The sequence below is a fragment of the Streptococcus sp. DTU_2020_1001019_1_SI_AUS_MUR_006 genome (assembly GCF_032340315.1).
Classification (GTDB): domain Bacteria; phylum Bacillota; class Bacilli; order Lactobacillales; family Streptococcaceae; genus Streptococcus.
This window is the reverse complement of record NZ_CP135436.1, coordinates 1,478,671-1,495,819: the sequence shown is the minus strand read 5'-3', so window position 1 is coordinate 1,495,819 and position 17,149 is coordinate 1,478,671. Positions and strand designations below refer to the sequence as shown.

16 protein-coding genes and 3 pseudogenes are annotated in these 17,149 nt (G+C 38.5%); 2 read left to right on the top strand and 17 right to left on the bottom strand.

Features of this window, described 5'->3' with window-relative positions; all coding sequences use genetic code 11:
- Window positions 1–22: 22 nt before the first annotated feature.
- Window positions 23–709, bottom strand: a complete 687-nt coding sequence (locus RRU92_RS07230) for a restriction endonuclease subunit S (RefSeq protein ID WP_410530666.1) — start codon at window positions 707–709, stop codon at window positions 23–25.
- Window positions 654–1,619, bottom strand: a complete 966-nt coding sequence (gene xerA, locus RRU92_RS07225; protein ID WP_315639144.1) for a site-specific tyrosine recombinase/integron integrase — start codon at window positions 1,617–1,619, stop codon at window positions 654–656. The genes RRU92_RS07230 and xerA overlap by 56 nt, the downstream gene beginning before the upstream one ends.
- 215 nt (window positions 1,620–1,834) lie before the next feature.
- Between xerA and RRU92_RS07220 the strand changes: the two genes are divergently transcribed.
- Window positions 1,835–3,091, top strand: coding sequence for an ISL3 family transposase (locus tag RRU92_RS07220; protein ID WP_315639098.1), 1,257 nt, complete (start codon window positions 1,835–1,837; stop codon window positions 3,089–3,091).
- 65 nt (window positions 3,092–3,156) lie between these two features.
- Here the strand turns inward: RRU92_RS07220 and RRU92_RS07215 are convergent, their stop codons facing one another.
- The 11 genes and pseudogenes from RRU92_RS07215 to RRU92_RS07165 form a co-directional block, all read right to left on the bottom strand.
- The gene (locus RRU92_RS07215) at window positions 3,157–3,570 is read right to left on the bottom strand and encodes a type II toxin-antitoxin system death-on-curing family toxin (RefSeq protein ID WP_049549513.1); all 414 of its coding nucleotides are present in this window, start codon (window positions 3,568–3,570) and stop codon (window positions 3,157–3,159) included.
- Entirely contained in the window at window positions 3,567–3,803 is a 237-nt protein-coding gene (locus tag RRU92_RS07210; RefSeq protein ID WP_000260607.1) for an AbrB family transcriptional regulator, read from the bottom strand. Before RRU92_RS07210 ends, RRU92_RS07215 begins: the two co-directional genes overlap by 4 nt.
- Window positions 3,804–3,862: 59 nt before the next feature.
- A pseudogene (locus RRU92_RS07205) lies at window positions 3,863–4,363 on the bottom strand (restriction endonuclease subunit S); the annotation flags it as partial.
- 15 nt (window positions 4,364–4,378) lie between these two features.
- Window positions 4,379–5,184 (bottom strand): IS5 family transposase gene (locus RRU92_RS07200; RefSeq protein WP_315639137.1). Its coding sequence is split into 2 segments (ribosomal slippage): window positions 4,379–4,807 and window positions 4,810–5,184, totalling 804 coding nucleotides; the frame shifts between segments, so codons are not numbered across the junction.
- Between the two features lie 4 nt (window positions 5,185–5,188).
- Entirely contained in the window at window positions 5,189–5,866 is a 678-nt protein-coding gene (locus tag RRU92_RS07195; RefSeq protein WP_315639143.1) for a restriction endonuclease subunit S, read from the bottom strand.
- On the bottom strand, window positions 5,863–6,435 hold the full coding sequence (locus RRU92_RS07190) for a restriction endonuclease subunit S (protein WP_315639142.1): 573 nt from the start codon (window positions 6,433–6,435) through the stop codon (window positions 5,863–5,865). The genes RRU92_RS07195 and RRU92_RS07190 overlap by 4 nt, the downstream gene beginning before the upstream one ends.
- A gap of 12 nt (window positions 6,436–6,447) precedes the next feature.
- A complete protein-coding gene (locus tag RRU92_RS07185) occupies window positions 6,448–7,941 on the bottom strand; it encodes a class I SAM-dependent DNA methyltransferase (protein ID WP_315639141.1) in 1,494 nt (497 codons plus the stop codon).
- A gap of 178 nt (window positions 7,942–8,119) precedes the next feature.
- Entirely contained in the window at window positions 8,120–9,376 is a 1,257-nt protein-coding gene (locus tag RRU92_RS07180) for an ISL3 family transposase (protein WP_315639140.1), read from the bottom strand.
- 132 nt (window positions 9,377–9,508) lie between these two features.
- Entirely contained in the window at window positions 9,509–10,384 is an 876-nt protein-coding gene (gene aguB, locus RRU92_RS07175) for an N-carbamoylputrescine amidase (protein WP_315639139.1), read from the bottom strand.
- A gap of 9 nt (window positions 10,385–10,393) precedes the next feature.
- Window positions 10,394–11,479 (bottom strand): agmatine deiminase, encoded by a 1,086-nt coding sequence (gene aguA / locus RRU92_RS07170; RefSeq protein WP_315639138.1) that lies wholly within the window; start codon window positions 11,477–11,479, stop codon window positions 10,394–10,396.
- Window positions 11,476–12,306: pseudogene (locus RRU92_RS07165) on the bottom strand (carboxynorspermidine decarboxylase); the annotation flags it as partial. The pseudogene RRU92_RS07165 and the gene aguA, both read right to left, overlap by 4 nt.
- Before the next feature lie 37 nt (window positions 12,307–12,343).
- Between RRU92_RS07165 and RRU92_RS07160 the strand changes: the two are divergent.
- Window positions 12,344–13,149, top strand: a protein-coding gene (locus RRU92_RS07160) for an IS5 family transposase (protein WP_315639137.1) whose coding sequence is annotated in 2 segments (ribosomal slippage) — window positions 12,344–12,718 and window positions 12,721–13,149 — 804 coding nt in all. Because the reading frame shifts where the segments join, the coding sequence is not laid out codon by codon here.
- Between the two features lie 15 nt (window positions 13,150–13,164).
- On the opposite strand, the pseudogene RRU92_RS07155 reads toward RRU92_RS07160, so the two are convergent.
- The 4 genes and pseudogenes from RRU92_RS07155 to RRU92_RS07140 form a co-directional block, all read right to left on the bottom strand.
- Window positions 13,165–13,464: pseudogene (locus tag RRU92_RS07155) on the bottom strand (carboxynorspermidine decarboxylase); the annotation flags it as partial.
- Window positions 13,464–14,723, bottom strand: a complete 1,260-nt coding sequence (locus tag RRU92_RS07150; RefSeq protein WP_000088775.1) for a saccharopine dehydrogenase family protein — start codon at window positions 14,721–14,723, stop codon at window positions 13,464–13,466. The pseudogene RRU92_RS07155 and the gene RRU92_RS07150, both read right to left, overlap by 1 nt.
- The gene (gene speE / locus RRU92_RS07145; RefSeq protein ID WP_000366713.1) at window positions 14,720–15,580 is read right to left on the bottom strand and encodes a polyamine aminopropyltransferase; all 861 of its coding nucleotides are present in this window, start codon (window positions 15,578–15,580) and stop codon (window positions 14,720–14,722) included. Before speE ends, RRU92_RS07150 begins: the two co-directional genes overlap by 4 nt.
- The gene (locus RRU92_RS07140; RefSeq protein ID WP_315639134.1) at window positions 15,581–17,041 is read right to left on the bottom strand and encodes an aminotransferase class I/II-fold pyridoxal phosphate-dependent enzyme; all 1,461 of its coding nucleotides are present in this window, start codon (window positions 17,039–17,041) and stop codon (window positions 15,581–15,583) included.
- Window positions 17,042–17,149: the final 108 nt, after the last annotated feature.

Below are 17,149 nucleotides of genomic sequence, written 5' to 3'. Positions count from 1 at the left end.
CTCACTTTGACTAAATAGATACCTATATTATACTAGATTTTAAGCTATTTCTCCACAGTTTTATAGCCATCTGACAAGCAAATTGTGATTTGTCAACCTGAGCCACAAAGTCTGCGAACTCGTTTTGGAGGAAAAGAGGGGGGAGGGGGATGGTTAATTCTTCAATCTGATTTTTTGTTATCGCTTGACGAGTAGCACCTGAACTTTCTCCTATTTTCTGTAGCAAACTCTTAAACTCGGAAGTTATTAGAAGTTGATTTAAAAATATTGGTGATAATAAGTGCTTTTTACAACGAATTATAGAAACGTGCTGATTAACTCTCGCAGGCAAAATAATTTGTGGAACAATACAACAACGAGATACAGATGCACCTGTAATATTCAGCAAAACATCGTCAGATTCAACAATTACATTATTTAATTTTTCAGCCTGAACATTAGTTAAATAAGCTAAATCTTTGAAAATAAACTTACCATCATATACATTCATACTTCTAATGAGCGCTATCCCTTCGTTGACATAACTTTCTCTTCCTCCTCTAGGTGTAGCCCCTGAACCAATTTTTAATGTTAATTTTGATAATCTATGCTTTTCCCAACCCATTTCATTCAAAACAGGATCTCCAAACATCTCGTTAAATCGGGATTTGCACTTAAGAGATGAATTTCTGATGGGAATGTTTAACATTACTTTGGTTGACCATAGCATAGGCTAAGGTTGTGTCAATTTTGCTGTGACCTAGAAGTTTTTGGACTTGTTCGATAGGCATTCCCTTATCAATTGCCTTTGTTGCTAGTGTTCTTCTAAATTTATGTGGGTGGACCTTTTGGATTCCAAGCTTTTGACCTAACTTTCTTAATCGAATCTCAACACCAGCTATTCCGAGTCTCTGAGCTTTTCCAAGCAAGGTAACAAAAAGAGCTGGATGATTATCTTCTCTGCTATTGATATAGTTCCTTAAATGAATTTTCGTACGAGCATCAAAGTAAACAGGTCTCTCCTTTTTACCTTTCCCAAATACAACACATTCACGATTTTCAAAGTCAATATCTGATCGATTCAGCTGTACAAGTTCTCCCACGCGCATTCCTGTTGAAGCTAGCAGATCGATCATTGCTAAATCCCTTAAGTTTTCACAATTGTCTCGCATGATTTCAAGATGTTCATCAGTATAAGTTTCTTTCACAGTTTGTTCGGTCTTAATCTTTTTTATCCGTCGAATAGGATTTTTGATGATATATTCCTCCTGCTCAAGCCAAGCAAAAAACGAAGACAGGATGCGTCGGATATTGTCCAAATTTGCTTTACTGCAATCTTTTTCTGACTGATACTGTGCTAGATAACTTCTCAAATCATCTGTTGTCAGTTGTGTTACAGACTGCTTTATGCTTGTAAATAAATTTTCAATGGTCCTTTGATAATAACAAATGGTTTTTGCACTACAACCCTCCACCTGTTTAGCAGTAATAAACAAGGCTAACAAGGAATTATTCGTATACTTCTGTTGATTTACACCACTCACTAAATGACGCTCTAAACTCTCCCGTAATGCTAGTAATTGTGCATTGTTTAAAAGGGGTAGCATTTCTTGAATGATGATTGTCACTTTTGTTTCCATATATTCTCACTTTCATTATTTCAATAAAAAGAGACAATATTAGTTTTCTGAATTACAGAATTCTAATATTGTCTCTTTATCTATTTTTTACGGCTCTATAATATTTGTAGTGGGTAAATCCCCTATAGATATTATGGAGCCTATTTTGTTGTAGAAAAAAAGTCCCATATGACCTATAATGAAAAGCGACAAAACAACTCATTAGAAAGATTCATATGGAACAATTACATTTTATCACAAAACTCCTTGATATTAAAGACCCAAACATCAAGATTGTAGATATCATCAATATGGATACACACAAGGAAATCATCGCCAAACTGGACTACGATGCTCTATCTTGTCCTGATTGTGGAAGTCAAATGAAAAAATATGACTTTCAAAAACCGTCGAAAATTCCTTATCTTGAAACAACTGGTATGCCTACTAGAATCCTCCTTAGAAAGCGTCGATTCAAGTGCTATCATTGCTCGAAAATGATGGTCGCTGAGACTTCTATCGTCAAGAAGAATCATCAAATTCCTCGTATTATCAACCAAAAAATTGCGCAAAAGTTAATTGAAAAGACTTCTATGACTGATATTGCCCATCAGCTATCCATTTCAACTTCAACTGTCATTCGAAAGCTCAATGATTTCCACTTTAAGCATGATTTTTCTCGTCTTCCTGAGATTATGTCCTGGGACGAGTATGCCTTCACTAAGGGAAAAATGAGTTTCATTGCACAAGATTTTGATAATCTCAACATCATCACTGTTCTTGAAGGCAGAACACAAGCTATCATCCGCAATCACTTTCTTCGCTACGATAGAGCGGTTCGCTGTCAGGTGAAAATCATTACTATGGATATGTTTAGTCCTTACTATAACTTGGCTAAACAGCTTTTTCCTTATGCTAAAATCGTTCTAGATCGTTTTCACATTGTGCAACATCTTAGCCGTGCTATGAGTCGTGTCCGTGTTCAAATCATGAATCAATTTGATAGAAAATCCCATGAATACAAAGCTATCAAGCGCTACTGGAAGCTCATTCAACAGGATAGTCGTAAACTAAGTGATAAACGTTTTTATCGCCCTACTTTTCGCATGCACTTAACAAATAAGGAGATTCTAGACAAGCTTTTGAGCTATTCAGAAGACTTGAGACACCACTATAATCTCTATCAGCTCTTGCTTTTTCACTTTCAGAACAAGGAGCCAGACAAATTTTTCGGACTCATTGAGGACAATCTTAAACAGGTTCATCCTCTTTTTCAGACTGTCTTTAAGACATTTCTCAAGGACAAAGAGAAAATTGTCAACGCCCTTCAACTACCCTATTCCAACGCCAAATTGGAAGCGACCAATAATCTCGTTAAACTTATCAAACGAAATGCCTTTGGATTTCGGAACTTTGACAACTTTAAGAAACGAATTTTCATCGCTCTGAATATAAAAATGAAGAGGACATCAATTGTCCTCTCCAGATGTTAGTTTTTATTCAACCCACTACAGTTGACAAAGAGCCTTTTTTACTTATAGGATTTAAATATCCAAGCTTAAATTTGGCCATTAGCTCTAAATGAATGTTCTGAGATCCATTTGGTGTAGCTAGACAACTTTTCATCTGTTAAGGATTCTACTGCGATAGTTACACACATATCGACCGCTTCTTCAACTGTTACAGAAAAACGATAACCATTTAACTGTAGAAATTTCACCAAAACAAAGAAAGCAGTTCGTTTATTAGCGTTGGCAAAAACATGCTTCTTGATCAATTGGACAAATAGTATCGTTGCCTTATCAAAAATTGTTGGATAAAGAGGTTTACCGAAGACAAATTGTTCTGGTAAATTGACAATCATATTTAAGGCAGAAGGACTAACCGTTTGAATTTTTTCATTAGGTGAATACCGTTGAATTGCTAAAGCATTGATTTTTTCAATTTGCCTTTCTGTTAGATAGACTGTCATTTTTCCACCAAAGCTTTGAAAACATCATCGTATTCGTCAAAAATTTTGTCTAAATTTAAGTCAAAGGCATCATCAGATACATAAGAAATCTGATGTCCAGACTCTTCGGGAGTAAAGATAATTTCACCACTTGGTAACAATTTTGCTTCGTATTTAACACCACTTGGAATATTGAATTCGCTTGGAATGGTGATGGTGATTGAATTTCCTTGCTTTCTTGTTTTTACTACCATCTGATTTCCTCCTTTGAAGTATTATAACAAATAATTACCGTAATTACAATGACAGAATATCAGCCAAAATACTCCTGCATGAGAGATTTCTTCAAAGTTTCAAGTTCTTCTAGTGATTTTTGAATTGCCAATTGTGATTTGTCTACCTGAGCCACAAAGTCTGCGAACTCGTTTTGGAGGGAAAGAGGGGGGAGGGGGACTCTAATTTGTAAAAATTTTGATTTCGAAATATTTTTCATACTCCCACTAGTTCCAGAGGAAATTCTCTTAATTTTTAATTTTGTTTTCTCATTTGTAATAAGCTTCCATAAGAAAACTGGATTTACTCGATCATTCAGAATAACCTTCCATAATCTATCTGGCAAATATATATTATCACTATTGATAGCCCAAACATACCCAGCAGCCCCAACTAGTTCAGAAGTGTTCATACGACTAATAATTACATCCCCTATTTCAACTTTATGTTCATCTAAGGGAATATAGTCAATTGGTAAATTTTTTACTTCAGAGGAATTAAAATAATCGTACGATACAGCTCCTGTTTTTAATACTTTATTAGACTTCCTGCGAAACTAGAATCCTAGTTCACGATTGATAATGCCAGTAATCAAATTCATTCGTAATCCAAACCGTTTGCGTCGATTTCGATAGGTTGTTGAAAATATTTTAAACGTTTTTACTTTGGCAAAAATATTCTCAACCTTGATTCTCTCTTTAGATAGCGCATGGTTATAGGATTTATCTTCAAGAGTTAGTGGCTTAAGTTTGCTTGATTTCCTCGGAGTTTGCGCTTGTGAATACATCTTCATGAGTCCTTGATAACCACTGTCAGCCAAGATTTTACCAGCTTGTCCGATATTTCTGCGACTCATTTTGAACAATTTCATATCGTGGCAATAGTTCACTGCAATATCCAAAGAAACAATTCTCCCTTGGCTTGTGACAATCGCTTGAGCCTTCATAGCATGGCATTTCTTTTTACCAGAATAATTGGCTAGTTGATTTTTTTAGGACGATTTATTTTTACCTCTGTTGCATCCACAATCACCGTATCCTCAGCACTAAGATGAGTTTTTGAAATCGTAAAGCCACTTTGAATAAGAGTTGATTCAACCCATTGACTCCGACGAATTAAGTTGCTTTCGTGAATGCCAAAATCAGCCGCAATTTGTTCATAAGTACGGTATTCGCGCATGTATTGAAGAGTAGCCATGAGGAGATCTTCTAAGCTTAACTTAGGGGTCCGTCCACCTTTTGCGTGTTTACGTTGATAAGCTGTTTTTAATACGGCTAACATCTCTTCAAAAGTAGTGCGCTGAACACCAACAAGGCGTTTAAAGCGTGCATCAGTTAATGGTTTACTTACTTCATAATTCATAGTTTTATTGTATCATATTTTGTTTCGCAGGAAGTCTATTCTTATTATTTTCCTCACCAGCTAAACTTTTACCTGCTCTCAGTTCTTTTATATATGTATCTAAGAATACTGAGTCAGGATAATCTTCAAACATCTCGTTAAATCGGGATTTTACAAGGTTTGAGAGTTCTATGAGTTGCTGATTACGTAGAGTAATTATTTGATTTATTTTAGTTAAATTATTACAAATTTCTTGCTGAATACTATTTTCAACAATAGGGACCTCTATATTTTTTAAGTACGTTAAATTAATGTTATTCTGAGCCACTCCTCTACTATCGTTTCTTACTCTATTTTTAATAGAAAGAAGGAAAAAATAAAGATATTCTTTTAATACTTTTTCAGACTTTAAATGTAAACCTGCTATAGCCTGATTTGTTGCAGCATCAATATCTAATATAGCTACTTCACCAATAGTAGCAAAAATAGTATACAATATCGTACCTCTTGAAAATAATTTTGCAGAGGAAAACCGCAACCCTAAATCTGTAATATGTTCTTCAACTTTAGAGATGTATTTTGAGTTTATATCTTTTATTTTTACCCAAGGTATATTACCTTGAACCCAAAATTCTTGCTTATTTCTTGAAGGAGTACCTCCTGCTTGTATCTCACAAATTTCACCTAGTTTCACTTTCTTCATGCAACCACCTCCTCGAAATATCGGGATTTGGCGAGCTCGTTCAATTTTTTATTTTGTTCTTTACGACAGCAAATTAATCGTTCAATCAAATTTAACGTACTAGTAATCAACTTTTGTTGCTCAACTGAAGGATAAGTAATTTCTACTTTTTTTAACCAATCTGTACTTAAATTTTTTTGAGCAACACCATTAGAACTTCTTATTGCTGACTGTTCAAACAGATCTGAATTAAGAAATTGAAATACATATTCTTTGGAAATTAAACTATCAATAGTTCTTAAACAGGCAACCCGTTGATTTAATGCAGCAGGAAGCATAGTTTTACTTATTAATCCTACTCGTCCAACATTTCCTGTTAAAGACATAAGCAAATCATTTTCTTTTAAAATATACTTCTCGATTGAATTTCTATATTCAATTGGATAGTATTTTGGGTCACTATCTTCGATGTATCCTTTTTGAACATTAGTTATTCTTATAATACGAATGCCTTCGTTAACATATAGCAAACTCTTGAAGGCAAATCCATTTAAAATCTCACAAACTTCCCCCAACTTCACTTTTTTCATACATGCATCTCCCTACTTTAGTAATTCTTCTAACTCTGCTAAGCCAGCTTGAATTTCTTTTTCTAGATCATTGATTTTCTTTAAAATGACTTCTGTTGGTTCATACTCAACTTTTTCATACTCGATTTCTTTGTATTTATTGATGGACAGATCAAAATCATTTTCCTTAATCTCATCAACTGGAACAAAGAAGGACTGATCTGTTCTCTTGCGTTCTACTTCTTTCTCTAATTGATGGAATCGTTGAATAATATCTGGAATATCATTTTCGTTGATAGGTTGGCGTTTATCATCTAAACTCAGACCGTCTGCTTTCATATCGTAAAACCAAACCTTATCCGTCCCACCATTTCCAGTCTTAGTGAAGATAAGTATAGCCGTTGAAACTCCTGCATAAGGCTTGAAAACACCACTTGGCATCGAAATAACTGCATCTAGTTTATGATACTCAACGATTTCCTGACGAATCCCTTTATGAGCTTTAGAGGAACCAAAGAGGACACCGTCCGGTACAATAACAGCTGCACGTCCACCTGGCTTCAAAGTGCGTAAGAAAAGGGCAAGGAAAAGCAACTCTGTCTTCTTAGTCTTAATCGTAGCCAACAAATCGCCAGAGGTTGAATCATAATCAAGAGATCCTTTGAAAGGTGGATTGGCTAAAACTAGAGTATATTTATCAGCTTCTTCGTTATCTTGAGAAAGCGAGTCTAGATAGCTAATTTGTGGATTCTCAACCCCATGGAGCATCATGTTCATAGCCCCAAGTCTCAACATTGTCGTATCTGTATCATTCCCATGAAACATAGTATTGTGGAAATGCTTTACACTGTCAATATTTGTTTGCCACTCTTCTTTTCTTCGGTCTAGGTAGCGACTTGCAGAAACTAAAAATCCTGCAGACCCCATGGCAGGATCTGAAATAATATCCTTAATTGTCGGTTGCATGAGCTCAACCATCATATCAATGATATGACGAGGAGTACGAAATTGACCATTTGCCCCTGCCTGAGATAATTTTGACAATAGATACTCGTAAATGTCTCCAATATCATTTATACTTTGTTTGTCACTATAAAACTCCATATCCGATCCTTTAGTTGGAAATTCATCCAATATAGAAATTACTTTTTGGAGTGTAGCAGGTTTATTGATTTGAAAAATCGCTTCACGCATATAACGTGAAAAAGCTGTATCGTCAGTATCCCCTTTCAGATTCTTAATAAATGGAAAAATCTCTTGTGACATCAGGCGATAAACTTCTTGCGCATCTCCTAAGTTCTTAAAGGTTGACCAACGATATTCGGGTTTATCTTTTGGGAAAATTCCCTCAAAGGGAATACCTAGAAATTCAGCATCATTTTCTCGTTCAAGTTCAACTCTGTCCAAATCCTTCATAAATAAAAGATAAGTCAATTGCTCGATGTTAGTCAAAGGATTCGCATTTCCCTCTGTCCATAACATTTCCCACAATTGATCAATCTTATTCTTTAATTCGCCTGTAATCATATTTTACCTCTCAAAATGTTTCAATTTTAAAAATCTGACATACAAAATTTTAAAACTTCTTATACCCCATTTTATCAGAATCCTAGGACATTATCAAAAAATTATTATAGTATCTACAGAAAAAAGCCTCTTGGAGGCTTTTTGGGCTCTTTGTCAACTGTAGTGGGTTGAATAAAAGCTAACATCTGGAGAGGACAATCGTTGTCCTCTCCATTTTTATATTCAGAGCGATAAAAATTCGTTTCTTAAAGTTGTCAAAGTTCCTAAAACCAAAAGCATTTCGTTTGATGAGTTTAATGAGATTATTAGTCGCTTCCAATTTAGCGTTGGAATAGGGCAATTGAAGGGCGTTGACAATTTTCTCTTTGTCCTTGAGAAATGTCTTAAAGACAGTCTGAAAAAGAGGATGAACCTGCTTCAGATTGTCCTCAATAAGTCCGAAAAATTTGTCAGCTTCTTTATTCTGGAAGTGAAAAAGCAAGAGTTGATAGAGATTATAGTGGTGTTTCAAGTCTTCTGAATAGCTCAAAAGCTTGTCTAGAATCTCTTTATTCGTTAAGTGCATGCGAAAAGTAGGGCGATAAAAACGTTTATCACTCAGTTTACGGCTATCTTGTTGGATGAGTTTCCAATAGCGCTTGATAGCCTTGTATTCATGAGATTTTCGCTCAAATTGATTCATGATTTGAACACGGACACGACTCATAGCACGGCTAAGATGTTGGATAATGTGAAAGCGATCTAGAACGATTTTAGCACATGGAAAAAGCTGTTTAGCCAAGTTATAGTAAGGACTAAACATATCCATAGTAATTATTTTCACCTGACAGCGAACGGCTCTATCGTAGCGCAGAAAGTGATTTCGGATGATAGTCTGGGTTCTACCTTCAAGCACGGTGATAATGTTGAGATTGTCAAAATCTTGTGCGATAAAACTCATCTTTCCCTTGGTAAAGGCATACTCGTCCCAAGACATAATCTCAGGAAGTCGGCTAAAGTCATGTTTAAAACGGAAGTCATTGAGCTTGCGAACGACAGTTGAAGTTGAAATGGAAAGCTGATGGGCAATATCAGTCATAGAAGTCTTTTCAATCAATTTTTGCGCAATTTTTTGATTGATAATACGAGGAATTTGGTGATTTTTCTTGACGAGAGAGGTCACGGCGACCATCATTTTCGAGCACTGATAGCATTTGAAACGGCGTTTTCTAAGGAGGATTCTAGTAGGCATACCAGTCGTTTCGAGGTAAGGAATTTTCGACGGTTTTTGGAAGTCATATTTCTTCATTTGACTTCCGCAATCAGGACAAGATGGAGCCTCATAATCCAGTTTAGCGATGATTTCTTTGTGAGTATCCATATTGATAATATCTAGAATTTTGATGTTTGGGTCTTTGATATCGAGTAGTTTTGTGATAAAATGTAATTGTTCCATATGAATCTTTCTAATGAGTTGTTTAGTCGCTTTTCATTATAGGTCATATGGGACTTTTTTTCTACACAAAAATAGGCTCCATAATATCCATAGGGGATTTACCCACTACAAATATTATAGAGCCGCTTTTTGTCATTTCACAATATCTTTATACATGTCTGGTCTTCTGTCTCTAAAGAGACCCCAGTTAAGTCGCTCATTTGCTCCCTTGTCGAGGTCATAAGTAGCTATGAGGATTGCTTCATCTTGTCGTTCGGCTTGACTTAAAATAGCTCCTGTTTCATCGGTCATAAAGGATGAACCGTAGAAGTTTAGACTGGAACTTTGTCCTCCATTTTCCTCGCAAGGAGTGACTTCTTCTAAACCATAACGATTTGCTGCGATAACTGGCACAATATTTGCTGCTGCATGCCCTTGCATGGTACGTTGCCAATGACCACAACTATCAGTATCCAAAATCGGCTCCGAACCAATAGCTGTCGGATAAAAGAGTAATTCTGCTCCATTTAGTGCAAGACAACGGGCAGTTTCAGGGAACCATTGATCCCAACAGATCCCGATACCAATCTTGGCGTAGCGAGTGTCCCAGACCTTGAAACCAGTATTTCCAGGTGTGAAAAAGAATTTCTCCTGATAATAATGGTCATCTGGTATGTGGGTTTTCCGATAAACGCCAAGCACTTCTCCATCTGCATCAATGATAGCAATGGAATTGTATAAGACATTACCATCTTTTTCATAGAAACTGATTGGTAAAACGACCTGTAGTTCCTTAGCAATCACCTTAAAATGCTGAATGGCAGTATTTTCTGCTACAAATTGGGCATGCTGGTAGTAGTCATACTGACGTTCCTGACAAAAGTATGGACGTTCAAATAATTCGGGTAAAAGAATAATTTGTGCACCTTGTTCTGCAGCCTGACGTACTAAACGCTCTGCTGTTTGAATATTTGTTGCCACATCCTTAGCGCATTGCATCTGAATGGCTGCAACTCTTACATTTCTCATCTTTTTCTCCTATTCTGGGATTTGTTGGGTGATACAGTGGATATTGCCACCACCTAAGAGAATATCTCTGGCTGGAATTCCGACAACTTTACGGTCTGGAAAACACTTACTGAGGATATCTAAGGCTACTTGATCGTTTTTATCTTGAAACTGGGGAACAAGGACTGCCTGGTTGGCGATATAAAAGTTCACGTAGGAAGCTGCTAGTCGTTCACCTGCGTATCGCTCTTCTTCACCTTCTTCGTAGGAATAACCAGGAAGATCTTCTTCTGTCACAACTTGTCGAACTGCAGGGATAGGCAATTTATGAATGGTGAAGTGACGACCTTTTGCATCTGTTTCCTTTTCTAAAAGCGCTAAATCAGCTTCTGACATGGCATATTGAGGATCGCTTTCGTCGTCCGTCCAAGCCAAGACAAGTTCTGCAGGACCAACAAAGGCTGCAACATTGTCAACGTGTTCATTGGTTTCGTCCTGATAAATACCATAAGGAAGCCAGATAACTTTTTCAGCTCCAAGGCTCTCTAATAAGGTATTCTCAATTTCCTCTTTACTTAGATGAGGATTGCGACCGGGACTAAGCAAGCAACTTTCAGTCACAAGAATGGTTCCTTGGCCATCGCTATGTATCGCTCCGCCTTCTAGGACAAAAGGTTTAGCATCATAAACAGGCATTTCCAAGGCCTCGGCAAAATGACTGGCTACTTGGTCATCATATTCATAGTCTTGGTAGAGACCATCTACAGCACCACCCCAAGCATTGAAAGACCAATCCACGGCTAATTTCTGGCCTTCATCATTGACAAGAATAGTCGGACCCGTATCACGCGCCCAGGCATCATTGGTAGGAATATATAGATAAACAACCTTGTCTCCAAGATAAGATTGGGCTTCAGATAGATAATCTTGCTCTACCAAAAGATAGACTCTTTCCCCTTCTGCTATGGTATTAATAATCTGGCTAAATGCTGCTTTAGTAGCTTTTCCTTGAAAAGGCCATGAACCTGGTCGAGTCGGCCATATCATGAGGGTACCATGATGTGGTTCGTACTCTGCTGGCATACGATAGCCTAATTTTTTGGGACTGTCCATCATGATAATCTCCCTTTAAAATCTTGATAGCCGAAGGCTTTGACTAAGCTACAGTCACCCTGATCGTCCATGAGATAGAGACTTGGCAATCCAATACCATTAAAGGTATTATTTTTAACAAATGAGTAAATAGCCATGTCCTCAAAGTAAAGTCTATCTCCAATCTCAACAGGATTTTCAAAACTATAATCACCAATCACATCGCCTGTCAGACATGTATTGGAAGAAAGTCTATAAGTATGGGCTTTTTCCTGTGCCTCAAAGCCATTTCTCAAAGGTGGACGATAGGGCATCTCAAGTACATCAGGCATATGGCAGGTCGCAGAGGCATCTAAAACCAAGCTTTCCATACCGTTTTCTACAATATCTAATACCTCAGTTGCTAGATAACCCGCATTGAGTGCAATGGCTTCACCCGGCTCGATATAGATTTCAAGATTGTAAGTTTCTCGGATACGCTTGATTTCTGAAATCAGCAAATCCACATCGTAACCTTCTCTTGTGATGTGGTGTCCGCCCCCCATATTGAGCCATTTGACCTGATGCAAATACGTTCCAAATTGCGCTTCTACTGCTTTCAAAGTTGTCTCTAAATCATCCGAACCTTGCTCACAAAGGGTGTGAAAATGAAGACCATCCACCAAATCCAACAAATCACTAGGAATTTTATCTAGTGTCACGCCAAAACGAGAACCTGGTGCACAGGGGTCATAGAGCGCGTGATCACCCTGAGTTGAACATTGGGGATTGATACGGAGACCTATACTGATACCAGCCTCACGACAACGCGAACCATGCTTACGCAACTGTCTCTCAGAGTTAAAGACAATAGACTTCCTGCGAAACAAAATATGATACAATAAAACTATGAATTATGAAGTAAGTAAACCATTAACTGATGCACGCTTTAAACGCCTTGTTGGTGTTCAGCGCACTACTTTTGAAGAGATGTTAGCCGTATTAAAAACAGCTTATCAACGTAAACACGCAAAAGGTGGACGGACCCCTAAGTTAAGCTTAGAAGATCTCCTCATGGCTACTCTTCAATACATGCGCGAATACCGTACTTATGAACAAATTGCGGCTGATTTTGGCATTCACGAAAGCAACTTAATTCGTCGGAGTCAATGGGTTGAATCAACTCTTATTCAAAGTGGCTTTACGATTTCAAAAACTCATCTTAGTGCTGAGGATACGGTGATTGTGGATGCAACAGAGGTAAAAATAAATCGTCCTAAAAAAATCAACTAGCCAATTATTCTGGTAAAAAGAAATGCCATGCTATGAAGGCTCAAGCGATTGTCACAAGCCAAGGGAGAATTGTTTCTTTGGATATTGCAGTGAACTATTGCCACGATATGAAATTGTTCAAAATGAGTCGCAGAAATATCGGACAAGCTGGTAAAATCTTGGCTGACAGTGGTTATCAAGGACTCATGAAGATGTATTCACAAGCGCAAACTCCGAGGAAATCAAGCAAACTTAAGCCACTAACTCTTGAAGATAAATCCTATAACCATGCGCTATCTAAAGAGAGAATCAAGGTTGAGAATATTTTTGCCAAAGTAAAAACGTTTAAAATATTTTCAACAACCTATCGAAATCGACGCAAACGGTTTGGATTACGAATGAATTTGATTACTGGCATTATCAATCGTGAACTAGGATTCTAGTTTCGCAGGAAGTCTAATGTGGTCAGTAATTTCAAGTAATTCTTCCAAGTCTGAATCTTTGAAAGCAGGTGCAAAGACATGGACTTCACCAGGAAATTCTTCCCTTGCCAATTTGGCTTCATAAAGACCACTGGCAGTAGTCCCAGAGAGATACTGGCTAATCAAGGGATAGGTTTTGTAAAGAGAATATGCCTTCTGGGCAAGCAAAATCTTGCAGCCAGCTTCTTCTTGTACATATTGTAGAATGCGACAGTTGGCTTCTAACTTTGCCAAGTCAATAACATAAGCTGGTGTTGGTACATTTTCTAATTTCATTAGTCCACCATTTGTGGATTTTCAACCACAACCCAAGGCAAACCATACTCATTCAAAGCTTCCATAAATGGATCTGGATCTAATTCTTCAAGGTTGTAAACTCCTGGTTGTTTCCAAGTACCGTTCATAACCAATTTTGTCCCTATCATGGCTGGAACTCCAGTCGTGTACGAAATGGCTTGCGAACCAACTTCTGCGTAACATTCCTGATGGTCGCAGACATTGTAGATGTAGATGGTCTTTTCAACGCCATCTTTGACACCTGTAAAGATACATCCGATATTGGTTTTACCAACAGTGCGTGGACCAAGGCTGGCTGGATCTGGAAGCAAGGCTTTCAAGAATTGGATTGGAACGATTTCTTGTCCATTGAAGTTAATAGTATCTGTACGGAGGAGACCGACATTTTCCAAACATTTCATGTGCGTCAAGTAAGATTGACCAAAGGTCATAAAGAAACGAATGCGTTTGACACCTGGAATGTTTTTCGCTAATGATTCAATTTCTTCGTGATGAAGGAGATACATGTCTTTTTGTCCAACCTGAGGGAAATCGTACTCGCGCTTGATAGACATGGCTTCAACTTCGACCCATTTTCCATCTTCCCAGTAAGAACCTGGCGCAGAAACCTCGCGGAGATTGATTTCTGGGTTAAAGTTTGTTGCAAATGGATAACCGTGGTCACCACCATTACAGTCTAAAATGTCGATATAATGGATTTCATCAAAATAATGTTTAAGGGCGTAAGCTGAAAAGACACTAGTCACACCTGGGTCAAAACCAGAACCAAGCAGAGCTGTCAAGCCAGCTTCTTTGAATTTCTCCTGATAAGCCCACTGCCATGAGTAGTCAAAGTAGGCTGTAAAACCAAGTTCCTTGCAACGTTTTTCATAAATAGCTCGCCATTCTGGATCTTCCGTATCCTCGGCTTCGTAGTTAGCTGTATCGATATAGTGAACTCCAGTCGCCAAACATGCGTCCATAATGGTTAAATCTTGATATGGTAGTGCTACGTTCAAAACGGCTTCTGGCTTGTAGCTTTCAATCAGGGCAATCACTTCTTCTACCTTGTCAGCATCAAGTGCAGCTGTCTCAATCTTTGTACTTGTTTTGCCTTCCAGTTTAGCCTTCAAGTCATCACATTTTGACTTGGTACGGCTAGCAATCATAATCTCTGTAAAGGTTTCGCTATCTTGACAAATCTTTGAAATAGCAACTTGGGCAACGCCCCCGCATCCAATAACTAGTAAACGACTCATTTTTTTCCTTCCTCTTCTTCTAAAATGTCCTCAACATACTTGGGCAACATAAAGGCTCCCACGTGCAAGTTTGCAGTGTAGTATTCTGTGAAAAGCTGGCGTTTTTTCCAGCCTTCCTTGTCAAAATCTTTGACAGGGTGGTATTTTTTCGATGCAAATCCAAACAACCAATAGCCAGCTGGGCTAGTTGGAATATGGGCCTGATAGACCCGACTGATTGGAAAGGCTTGATTGACCTTGCGATGCATACTACGGCAAGCCGACTCATCCTCGTCAAAGAAGGGACTCCCATGCTGGTAAATCATGATGCCGTCTTCTTTCAAGGCTCTGTAACTGTTGCCGTAAAATTCCTTGGTAAAGAGCCCTTCCGTATGTCCAAATGGATCAGTGGCATCGTTGATGATAATATCGTAATCATCTTCACAGTTTCGCAAAAAGCGTAGCCCATTTTGGTAGTAAATGGTAACACGAGGATCATCTAGCCCTGCAGCAAAATCTGGGAAATACTCACGACAAACCTCAACTAGCATCTCATCTGGTTCCACGATATCGATTTGTTCCAATTCAGGATAGAGTGTTAATACTTGGGCAACACCACCGTCACCACCCCCTATTACCAAAACTTTCTTGGGATTGGGATGCACAGCCATGGGAACATGAACGGTCATTTCATTGTAGACAAAATCATCCGCATCTGAGAACAAGACATGCCCATTCAAAATCAAAATTTTTCCAAAAGCTGGCGTATCCAAGACTTCGATATCCTGCCATTCACTTTTACCAGCGTAGAGTTGCTTGGCTGTTCTCAGGGACAATTTCACATCTGGAGTATGAACTTCAGAAAACCATAAATCCATCTAGTTCTCCTTTCTCTTAATGACGTTGATGTGATTGACCTCAGGATCTTCCGTCCCTTGGAGGGAGCAACCACGTTCCTTGGCAAATTGGATATAGTCTACAATTTCTCGTGTAATACGTTCTCCAGGAGCCAAGATAGGGATTCCTGGAGGATAGCACATGACAAATTCCCCACAGACTTGTCCAACAGATTCGTCTAAAGACAAACTTTTTCTCTCTGAATAGAAGGCTTCTTGTGGAGACAGCACTAACTCGGGCTGGATATATTCTCCAGCTATCAAGTCCTTCCCATCTCGTGAGTATAGTCTCTTGATATCTGCTAAAGCACCAACTAATCGTTCAATGTCTTGGATGCGGTCGCCGATGGAAATATAGGCCAAGATATTACCAATATCACCAAACTCAATCTGAATGTCGTATTCATCTCGCAGGAGGTCATAAACCTCGATACCTGTTAAGCCAATACCCTGAGTGTAAACTGACAACTTGGTCACGTCAAAATCGCAAACGGACACTCCGTCTATTAACTCTTTTGAATAGGCATAGTAGCCACCGATAGCATTGATTTCACGACGAGCATACTCTGATAGCTCAATGACTTTCTCAAACGACTCTTTACCACGAAGGGCCAAGTTGCGACGTGAAATATCCAAACTAGCCATCAACAAGTAAGAGGCGGATGTTGACTGGGTCAGGTTGATAATCTGACGAACGTACTCAGGATTCATCTGCTCCCCGATTAAAAGAAGCGAACTTTGTGTCAAACTCCCACCAGACTTATGCATGGAGACTGCTGCCATATCAGCCCCTGCGTCCATAGCAGAAATTGGAAGTTTATCTGTAAAATGCAAATGCGCCCCGTGGGCTTCATCCACTAAAACCATCATGCCAGCTTCATGAGCCATTTCCGTTAAACCCTTGAGGTCTGAACAAATTCCATAGTAAGTAGGATTGTTAATCAAAATAGCCTTAGCATCTGGATGGTCCTTTATGGCCTGGGCTACTCGGTCATTTTCAAGACCTAAAGCGATACCAATCTTAGGATCCACACTCATCTCGATATAGATGGGAATGGCACCACATAGAACCAACGCATTAATAGCAGATTTATGGACATTTCGTGGCAGAATAATCTTATCTCCAGCCTTGCAGGTAGAAAGAATCATAGTCTGCACCGATGAAGTTGTTCCCCCAATCATTAGAAAGGCATGGGCTGCTCCAAAAGCATCAGCCGCCAGCTCCTCTGCATCCCGAATAATCGAAATGGGATGGCCTAAATTATCCAAGGGTTTCATCGAATTGACATCAATGCCAACACATTTTTCACCTAACAGTTCGACAAGTTCTGGATTTCCCCGTCCACGCTTGTGACCTGGAACATCAAAGGGAACAATCCTTTTCTTGCGTAACTTCACCATGGCCTCATAAATTGGGGCTTGGTTTTGATCTAACTCCTTCAAGACATACTCCTCTCCATATTTTTAGAACCTTATGAAAACTAAGGAACTAAAGGTTGACTCATGAAAAAAGAGCAGGATTTCACCTGCTCTGCAATCTTCTGACGTTTT